Origin of the sequence: Sphingomonas sp. A2-49 (genome assembly GCF_025548555.1) — a bacterium.
In the GTDB taxonomy this organism is placed as follows: Bacteria; Pseudomonadota; Alphaproteobacteria; order Sphingomonadales; family Sphingomonadaceae; genus Sphingomonas.
On the sequence record NZ_JAJLPA010000033.1, the window covers coordinates 23,339 to 30,314 of the forward strand.

Here is a 6,976-nt window from a genome sequence, read left to right on the forward strand (position 1 = left end):
TCAATTCAAGCAGTTTTTGTGCAGTGCAGCAAAGCCGCCTTTGCCATTCGTCAGCGCTGCCGGACATAGTCTCCCGGTGCATCGCCCAGGGCGGCCAACGCGCCCGTCCCGGGGAGGCGCGCGCCCTCGACCGGCACCTCGTCCGACGCCTGCGCGCGCAGCCACGCGAGCCAGTCCGGCCACCAGCTGCCCTTGGTTTCGGTCGCGCCGGCGACGAACGCGTCGAGCGATTCCGCGGGCGCCTCGTTCGTCCAATATTGGTATTTCTGCGCCGCCGGCGGGTTGACGACGCCCGCGATATGCCCCGACCCGGCCAGCACGAACCGCAGCGGTCCGCGGAACAGGTGCGTGATCTTCCACACGCTGTCGGCCGGCGCGATATGGTCCTCGCGCCCCGCCTGGACATAGGCGGGCGTCGCGACCCGCGTCAGGTCCAGCGCCTGTCCGGCGACCGACATCGCCCCCGGCTGCACGAGCAGATTGTCGCGATAGAGATCGGTCAGATAGGACAGATGCCATTTCGACGGCAGGTTGGTGGTGTCGCCATTCCAGTGCAGCAGGTCGAACGGCGTATAGTCCGCCCCCAGCAGATAATTGTTGGTGACGTAGTTCCAGATCAGGTCACGGCCGCGCAGCAGGTTGAACGTCGCCGCCATATAGCGCCCGTCGAGGAACCCCTGCGGCGACAGCGCGCCGATGAGCGCCAGCTGCTCGTCGGTCACGAAGTTCTGCAATTCGCCGGCTTGGGCGAAATCGACCTGGGCGGTGAAGAAGGTCGCGCTAGCGACCTTGTCCGCCTCGTCGCGCGCGGCGAGCAGCGCCAGCGTCGCCGCCAGCGTGGTGCCCGCGACGCAATAGCCGATGGTGTGGACCGAGGGCACGCCCAGCGCGTCGCGGATCGTGTCGATCGCATCGACCTGCGCGGCGACGTAATCGTCCCAGATCACCTCCTTCATCGAGGCGTCGGCCGACTTCCACGACACCATGAACACGGTGATACCCTGCTCCACCGCCCACCGGATGAAGCTTTTTTCCGGCGTCAGGTCGAGGATGTAGAAGCGGTTGATCCACGGCGGAAAGATCACCAGCGGCGTCGCCAGCACGCGCTCCGTCGTCGGCGTGTACTGGATCAGTTCGTACAGCGGCGTGCGGCGCACCACCTTGCCCGGTGTCATCGCCAGGTTGCGACCGACCTCGAACGCGCCCTCGCTGGTATGCGTCAGCTGCCCCTTGCCGATGTCGGCGAGCATGTTCCTGAGGCCGTCGAGCAGGTTCTGGCCCCTCGTCTCGATCGTCTTCTCGACCACCTCGGGATTGGTCATCGGGAAATTGGACGGGCTCATCGCATCGACCAGCCCGCGTGCGGCGAAGCGCAGTTGCTCCTTCTGCCGCTCGGGCACGCCATCGAGGGCATCGACGCCGCGCAGCATATGGTCGGCGATCAGATTGTAGCTGCGCCGGATCCAGTCGAAATACGGGTCGTCGCGCCATGCCGCCGCCTTGAACCGCTTGTCGCGCGCGTCGCCGTCCGACTGCGGCGGCGGCGCCACCGCGGCGGCCGGGTCGACGAACCGCTGCCACAGGGCCAGATTGTCCTTCCAGAAATCCTGCGTCTGCTGGACCAATGCCGGCGCGCCGAACGGTGCGGGGGACGCGGCCGCGTCGCCGTGCCCCGCCTGCATCAACCCCAGGCCCTGCTCCATCATCATCTGCTGCGCGCGGCCCATCACCCACGTCCAGTGCTGGAGATCGGCGAGATCGGGCGCGGCGGGGCGGGCGGTCTGCTCGTCGTGTGGATCGGCCATGGCATCCTCCTGCTTGGCCGCGATGGTAGCGCCCGATCACGATGCTGGGAACCGGCCGCGTCGGAGCGCCATAATTCTTATTTTTGTTTTCGTTAAACCGGCTAGACAGGCGCGACGATGTGGAGAGGACGGATGGCATGCTGACGCGACGCACGACCCTGGCCGGCATGGCGGCGCTCGGCCTGTCGCCCGCCGTCGCCATCGCCGGCGGCCGGTCCGCGCATGCGTTGTGCAACCCGCGCGCTAGCGCGGAGGCGCGGCGGCTCTACGCCTATCTGTGGAGCCAATATGGCAGGCGGACGCTGACCGGCCAGCAGGAACAGGGCTACAATCCCGAGGGCGCGCAGCGCGAGCTCGACTATCTGCACCGCGTCACCGGGCGGCTGCCCGCGATCCTGGGGCTCGACTATATCGATCCGCGCGACGACGACGGCGTCACGCAACGCGCCCTCGCCTGGGCGAAGGGCGGCGGGATCGTAACCCTGTGCTGGCATTGGGGCGCACCCGACATCGGCACCGGCTACGAGAATTCGAAGAAGGATTTCGACGTCGCCGCCGCGCTGCGGCCGGGGACGGTGCAGAACCGGCTGATGCTGGCGCAGATGGACCACGTCGCCGCCTTGCTCGGCCGGCTGCGGGTCGCGCGCGTGCCGGTGCTGTGGCGGCCGTTCCACGAATTCAGCGGCGACTGGTTCTGGTGGGGCAAGCACGGGCCCGACGCGTTCAAGGCGTTGTGGCGGCTGATGTACGATCGCTTCACCCGCGTGCACGGCCTCGACAACCTCATCTGGGTGCTCGGCTGGGCGGGACAGAATGTCGATCCCGCCTATTACCCGGGCCGCGCGACGGTCGACGTCGCCGGCGCGGATATCTATGCCGCGGATCACGGCAATCTGGCGCCGATGTTCGCGCAGGTGAAGCGGATCGTCGGCGACACCGTGCCGATCTGCCTGCACGAGAACGGGCCGGTGCCCGATCCCGCGACGCTCGGGCCGGCCGCCGACTGGCTGTGGTTCATGACCTGGCACACGCGCTGGCTGACCGGTGCCGACCAGAACACGCCCGACCAGCTCGCCCGCGATTATGCGAGCGAACGCTACGTGACGAAGGACGAACTGCCCGCCACGCTGCGAGCCGGTCGATGATCGCCGCGCTGTTGCTCGCCGCCGCGAGCGTGACGCCCGTGCCCGCGGGGACCGCCACCGGGCCGGCGCTCCCCGTCCGCGTCGTCGGGCGCGCGCTGCGGGTCGCCGCCGGGTGGCGGCGGCAATGGCCGGGCACGTATTTCGAAGGCGCGTTCCGCGGCCGGCAGGCGCTGCTGCGCGTGGGCGAGGGCGACGTCATCCTGCACGTGACGGTGGACGGCACGCGCGTCGGAACGCTGGTGAAGCCCGCCCCCGGATTGTACCGGATCGCCGGCCTGTCCGCGGCCCGCCACGTGCTGCGCGTCGCGGTGGCGAGCGAAAGCCAGGGCGCACCGACCGTCTTCGGCGGGATGTTCGCCGCGACCGGAACGGTGCCGCTGCCGCCGCCGGCGGCCCCGACACGCCAGATCGAGTTCATCGGCGATTCGCACACCGTCGGCTATGGCAACACCGCCGGCACGCGCGAGTGCAGCCAGGACCGGGTATGGGCGACCACCGACACGGTACGGGGGATCGCCGGCCAGGTCGCGCGCCGCTACGGCGCGGATTACCGGGTCCATGCGATCTCGGGCCGGGGCGTGGTGCGCAACTACGACGGGTTCGCCGCCGACACCACGCCCGAGGCCTATCCCCATGCGCTGTTCGATCGGGCGACGCCCGCCGACGACGCCGGCTGGAACCCGCAGCTGATCGTCGTCGCGCTCGGCACCAACGACTTTTCGACCGCCCTGAAGCCGGGCGAACGCTGGGCGGATCGCGATGCGCTGCACGCCGATTACGAGGCACGCTACATGGCCTTCGTCCGGTCGCTGCGGACCGCGCATCCGCGCGCGCACGTCCTGCTGTGGGCGACCGACCTCGCCGACGGGGAGATCGCGGCGGAGGAGGCGAAGGTCGCCGCGCGGCTGACCGTGGCGGGGCTGCGCGACGTCGGTTTCGTACAGGTGCCGAAACTGGCGTTCACCGGGTGCCATTTCCATCCGTCGGTCGCGGACGACACGCTGATCGCAGGGGCGATCGGCCGCTACGTCGCGGCGCATCCGCGGCTCTGGGCACGCTAGCACGCGCACGGCGGGCGTAACGGGTGGCGGAAGCCTTGCGGGCGGCGTAGGGTGGCCGCGCCCATTGCAAGGTGACCCATGTCCGACGAATTCTACCGCATCAAGCGCCTGCCGCCCTATGTCATCGCCGAAGTCAACGGCATGCGGGCCGCGGCGCGCGCGAGCGGCGAGGACATCATCGATCTCGGCATGGGCAATCCGGACCTGCCGCCCCCTGAGCATGTGCTCGAGAAACTGATCGAGGTGACGCGCAAGCCCGACGCGCACGGCTATTCGCAGTCGAAGGGTATCCCGGGGCTGCGCCGCGCCCAGGCGAATTACTATGGCCGCCGCTTCGGCGTCGACCTCGACCCCGAAACCGAGGTCGTGGTGACGATGGGGTCGAAGGAGGGGCTCGCCAGCCTCGCCACCGCGATCACCGCACCCGGCGACGTCGTGCTCGCGCCCAATCCGTCCTATCCGATCCACACCTTCGGCTTCATCATCGCCGGCGCGACGATCCGCGCGGTGCCGACGACGCCGGACGAGGCCTATTTCGAAAGCCTGGAACGCGCGATGGCGTTCACCGTGCCGCGCCCGTCGGTGCTGGTCGTGAACTATCCGTCCAACCCCACGGCGGAGGCGGTCGACCTCGCCTTCTACGAGCGGCTGGTCGCCTGGGCGCGCGAGAACAAGGTCTGGATCATCTCCGACCTCGCCTATTCGGAACTCTATTACGACGGCAATCCGACGCCCTCGATCCTGCAGGTGAAGGGCGCGAAGGACGTCGCGGTCGAATTCACCTCGCTGTCCAAGACCTACAGCATGGCGGGCTGGCGGATCGGCTTCGCGGTCGGCAACAAGACGCTGATCGCGGCGATGACGCGGGTCAAATCCTACCTCGACTATGGTGCGTTCACGCCGATCCAGGCGGCGGCCTGCGCCGCGCTCAACGGCCCGCAGGACATCGTCGAGCGCAACCGCCAGCTCTATCACAAGCGCCGCGACGTGCTGGTCGAAAGCTTCGGCCGCGCCGGCTGGGACATTCCGTCGCCGCGCGCGTCGATGTTCGCCTGGGCGCCGCTGCCGCCCGCGGTCGCGCACCTAGGCAGCCTTGAGTTCTCCAAACAATTGCTGACGTGCGCGCACGTCGCGGTTGCCCCAGGGGTGGGCTACGGCGAAAATGGAGAAGGCTTCGTGCGCATCGCATTGGTCGAGAACGAACAGCGGCTGCGCCAGGCGGCGCGCAACGTGAAGCGCTACCTCCAGTCGATGGGCGTCAACACGCCCGCGCAGGCCGCGGGGCAGAAGGCGGGCTGATGTTCGTCTTCCGCGGGCTGGAAAGTCATCCGCGGTCGTTCGTGAAGGCGGTGTCGTGGCGCACCGTCGGATCGATCGATACCTTCATCCTCGGCATGCTGTTCACCAGCGGCAATGCGAAGATCGCCGGATCGATCGCGGGGACCGAGGTCGTCACCAAGATCCTGCTGTTCTATTTCCACGAGCGCGCCTGGTCGCTGGTCCGCTGGGGCCATCGCCCCGAGCCGGTCGCGCCGGACCAGTCGGGCGAGGGCGTCGCCCCGCCGGCGCCGGAGCGACGGGGCGAGGCCCGGGCGGGCGCATGAGCGACGGCTTCGCCTTTTCCACCCGCTTTCGCGTCCGCTATGCCGAGATCGACGGGCAGAAGGTCGTCTTCAATTCGCGCTACCTCGAATATGCCGACGTCGCCTCGACGGACTTCTGGGACTGGACGGGGATCGAGGCGGCGCTGGGCGACGTTTGGCGCCACACCGAATTCCACGTTCGCCGTGCCGAGGTCGACTATCTGCGCCCCTTCGTCTGGGGCGATACCGTGGAAGCGCGGGTGCGGATCGCCCGGATCGGCGGCACCAGCCTGACGATGGCGATGGAACTGGCGCATGGCGACACCGGCGCGTGCCATGCGACGGTGACGATGGTGCTGGTCAACGTCCACCTGCCGACCGGCCGCCCCGCCACCATCCCCGATACGATCCGGGCGTTCCTGGCGACGCTCTGACCGGTCGCGACCGGGGCGTCAGTCCGGCTGCCCGACATCCTCCGGCAGGGCCCAGATCAGGTCGCCTTTCTCCAGCACGCGGCCGTCATGCGCATGGACCGCGATCGGCGCGATCGGCCGCCGGTCGCGCGTGTCGACCAGGATCGGGAAGGCGGGCGCGCGCAATTCCCAGCGCTCGCCCCACTGCCGGAGCGCGATCATCGTCGGCAGCAGCGCGTGCCCCTTTTCGGTCAGCGTATAGCGGATCTTGCGGCGATCGCCGGGCAGCGGCTCGCGTTGCAGGATGCCGTGATCGACCAGGCGGGCGAGCCGGTTGGCGAGGATGTTGCGCGCGATGCCGAGTTCGGCCTGGAATTCCTCGAAATGGTGCAGCCCGTTGAACGCGGCGCGCAGGATCAGGAAGGCCCAGCGTTCGCCCATCGCCTCCAGCGCGGCGGGCAGGCTGCATTCGCGCAGCGTCTCTCGCAATTTCGGCAGGTCGGCCGGTTTCGCCATCGTGATCCTCTTGCCCGCGCAAGCGTACCGCATAATCGCCGCGACGCAGAGGGCTTTGTCGGTTTCCAGTTGCAACCTGCAACCTATAGCGGTAGGCGCCGGCATCGCAACCCGCAAAGATACGGTTCGGGAGGACCTTCATGAAGCTGATCGCCCCATTCGCCCTCGCTGCCGCCATCCTGACCGGCGGCGCCGCCACCGCCGCCCCGGGCGCGGACGTCTATGCCGCCGTGCCCGCCGCGCCGACCGCCAAGACCAACTTCATCACCCGCTCGACCGCATGGCGGCTCCAGAACGGCACGTTCGTCGCCGGTCAGGCGCCCGAGCGGCCCGCGGTGCTGTGCGAACTGGTCGTGCGCCAGGTGGGAGCGCTGACCAGCTTCACCGTCGCGGGCAAGGCGTATGACGCCGACCAGCTCGCCAGGTGCAACGCCAAGGCCAAGAAGGCCTGAT

8 protein-coding genes are annotated in these 6,976 nt (G+C 68.8%); 6 read left to right on the forward strand and 2 right to left on the reverse strand.

Going from position 1 to position 6,976, the window contains the following annotated elements:
- Nucleotides 1-50 precede the first annotated feature (50 nt).
- Nucleotides 51-1,805, reverse strand: a complete 1,755-nt coding sequence (locus LPN01_RS17870; protein WP_262829774.1) for a PHA/PHB synthase family protein — start codon at nucleotides 1,803-1,805, stop codon at nucleotides 51-53.
- Nucleotides 1,806-1,942: 137 nt separating this feature from the next.
- Here LPN01_RS17870 and LPN01_RS17875 point away from each other — a divergent pair, with 137 nt between their 5' ends.
- The 5 genes from LPN01_RS17875 (at nucleotide 1,943) to LPN01_RS17895 (ending at nucleotide 6,028) form a co-directional block, all read left to right on the forward strand.
- Entirely contained in the window at nucleotides 1,943-2,950 is a 1,008-nt protein-coding gene (locus LPN01_RS17875; protein ID WP_262829775.1) for a glycoside hydrolase family 26 protein, read from the forward strand.
- Nucleotides 2,947-4,011, forward strand: a complete 1,065-nt coding sequence (locus tag LPN01_RS17880; RefSeq protein WP_262829776.1) for an SGNH/GDSL hydrolase family protein — start codon at nucleotides 2,947-2,949, stop codon at nucleotides 4,009-4,011. The genes LPN01_RS17875 and LPN01_RS17880 overlap by 4 nt, the downstream gene beginning before the upstream one ends.
- Before the next feature lie 78 nt (nucleotides 4,012-4,089).
- A complete protein-coding gene (locus LPN01_RS17885; RefSeq protein WP_262829777.1) occupies nucleotides 4,090-5,310 on the forward strand; it encodes an LL-diaminopimelate aminotransferase in 1,221 nt (406 codons plus the stop codon).
- The gene (locus LPN01_RS17890; RefSeq protein WP_262829778.1) at nucleotides 5,310-5,615 is read left to right on the forward strand and encodes a DUF2061 domain-containing protein; all 306 of its coding nucleotides are present in this window, start codon (nucleotides 5,310-5,312) and stop codon (nucleotides 5,613-5,615) included. Before LPN01_RS17885 ends, LPN01_RS17890 begins: the two co-directional genes overlap by 1 nt.
- On the forward strand, nucleotides 5,612-6,028 hold the full coding sequence (locus LPN01_RS17895; RefSeq protein WP_262829779.1) for an acyl-CoA thioesterase: 417 nt from the start codon (nucleotides 5,612-5,614) through the stop codon (nucleotides 6,026-6,028). Before LPN01_RS17890 ends, LPN01_RS17895 begins: the two co-directional genes overlap by 4 nt.
- An 18-nt stretch (nucleotides 6,029-6,046) precedes the next feature.
- Here LPN01_RS17895 and LPN01_RS17900 read toward each other — a convergent pair whose 3' ends face one another.
- Nucleotides 6,047-6,523: a winged helix-turn-helix transcriptional regulator gene (locus LPN01_RS17900; RefSeq protein ID WP_262829780.1), complete on the reverse strand. Its 477-nt coding sequence runs from the start codon at nucleotides 6,521-6,523 to the stop codon at nucleotides 6,047-6,049.
- Nucleotides 6,524-6,663: 140 nt separating this feature from the next.
- Between LPN01_RS17900 and LPN01_RS17905 the strand changes: the two genes are divergently transcribed.
- On the forward strand, nucleotides 6,664-6,975 hold the full coding sequence (locus LPN01_RS17905) for a CC_3452 family protein (RefSeq protein ID WP_262829781.1): 312 nt from the start codon (nucleotides 6,664-6,666) through the stop codon (nucleotides 6,973-6,975).
- The last annotated feature ends 1 nt before the right edge of the window (nucleotide 6,976 follow it).

What these genes read in the sequence shown, in the direction of transcription:
- LPN01_RS17870 (WP_262829774.1), bottom strand. Translation starts at nt 1,805, where the DNA reads ATGGCCGATCCACACGACGAGCAGACCGCCCGCCCCGCCGCGCCCGAT.
- LPN01_RS17875 (WP_262829775.1), top strand. Translation starts at nt 1,943, where the DNA reads ATGCTGACGCGACGCACGACCCTGGCCGGCATGGCGGCGCTCGGCCTG.
- LPN01_RS17880 (WP_262829776.1), top strand. Translation starts at nt 2,947, where the DNA reads ATGATCGCCGCGCTGTTGCTCGCCGCCGCGAGCGTGACGCCCGTGCCC.
- LPN01_RS17885 (WP_262829777.1), top strand. Translation starts at nt 4,090, where the DNA reads ATGTCCGACGAATTCTACCGCATCAAGCGCCTGCCGCCCTATGTCATC.
- LPN01_RS17890 (WP_262829778.1), top strand. Translation starts at nt 5,310, where the DNA reads ATGTTCGTCTTCCGCGGGCTGGAAAGTCATCCGCGGTCGTTCGTGAAG.
- LPN01_RS17895 (WP_262829779.1), top strand. Translation starts at nt 5,612, where the DNA reads ATGAGCGACGGCTTCGCCTTTTCCACCCGCTTTCGCGTCCGCTATGCC.
- LPN01_RS17900 (WP_262829780.1), bottom strand. Translation starts at nt 6,523, where the DNA reads ATGGCGAAACCGGCCGACCTGCCGAAATTGCGAGAGACGCTGCGCGAA.
- LPN01_RS17905 (WP_262829781.1), top strand. Translation starts at nt 6,664, where the DNA reads ATGAAGCTGATCGCCCCATTCGCCCTCGCTGCCGCCATCCTGACCGGC.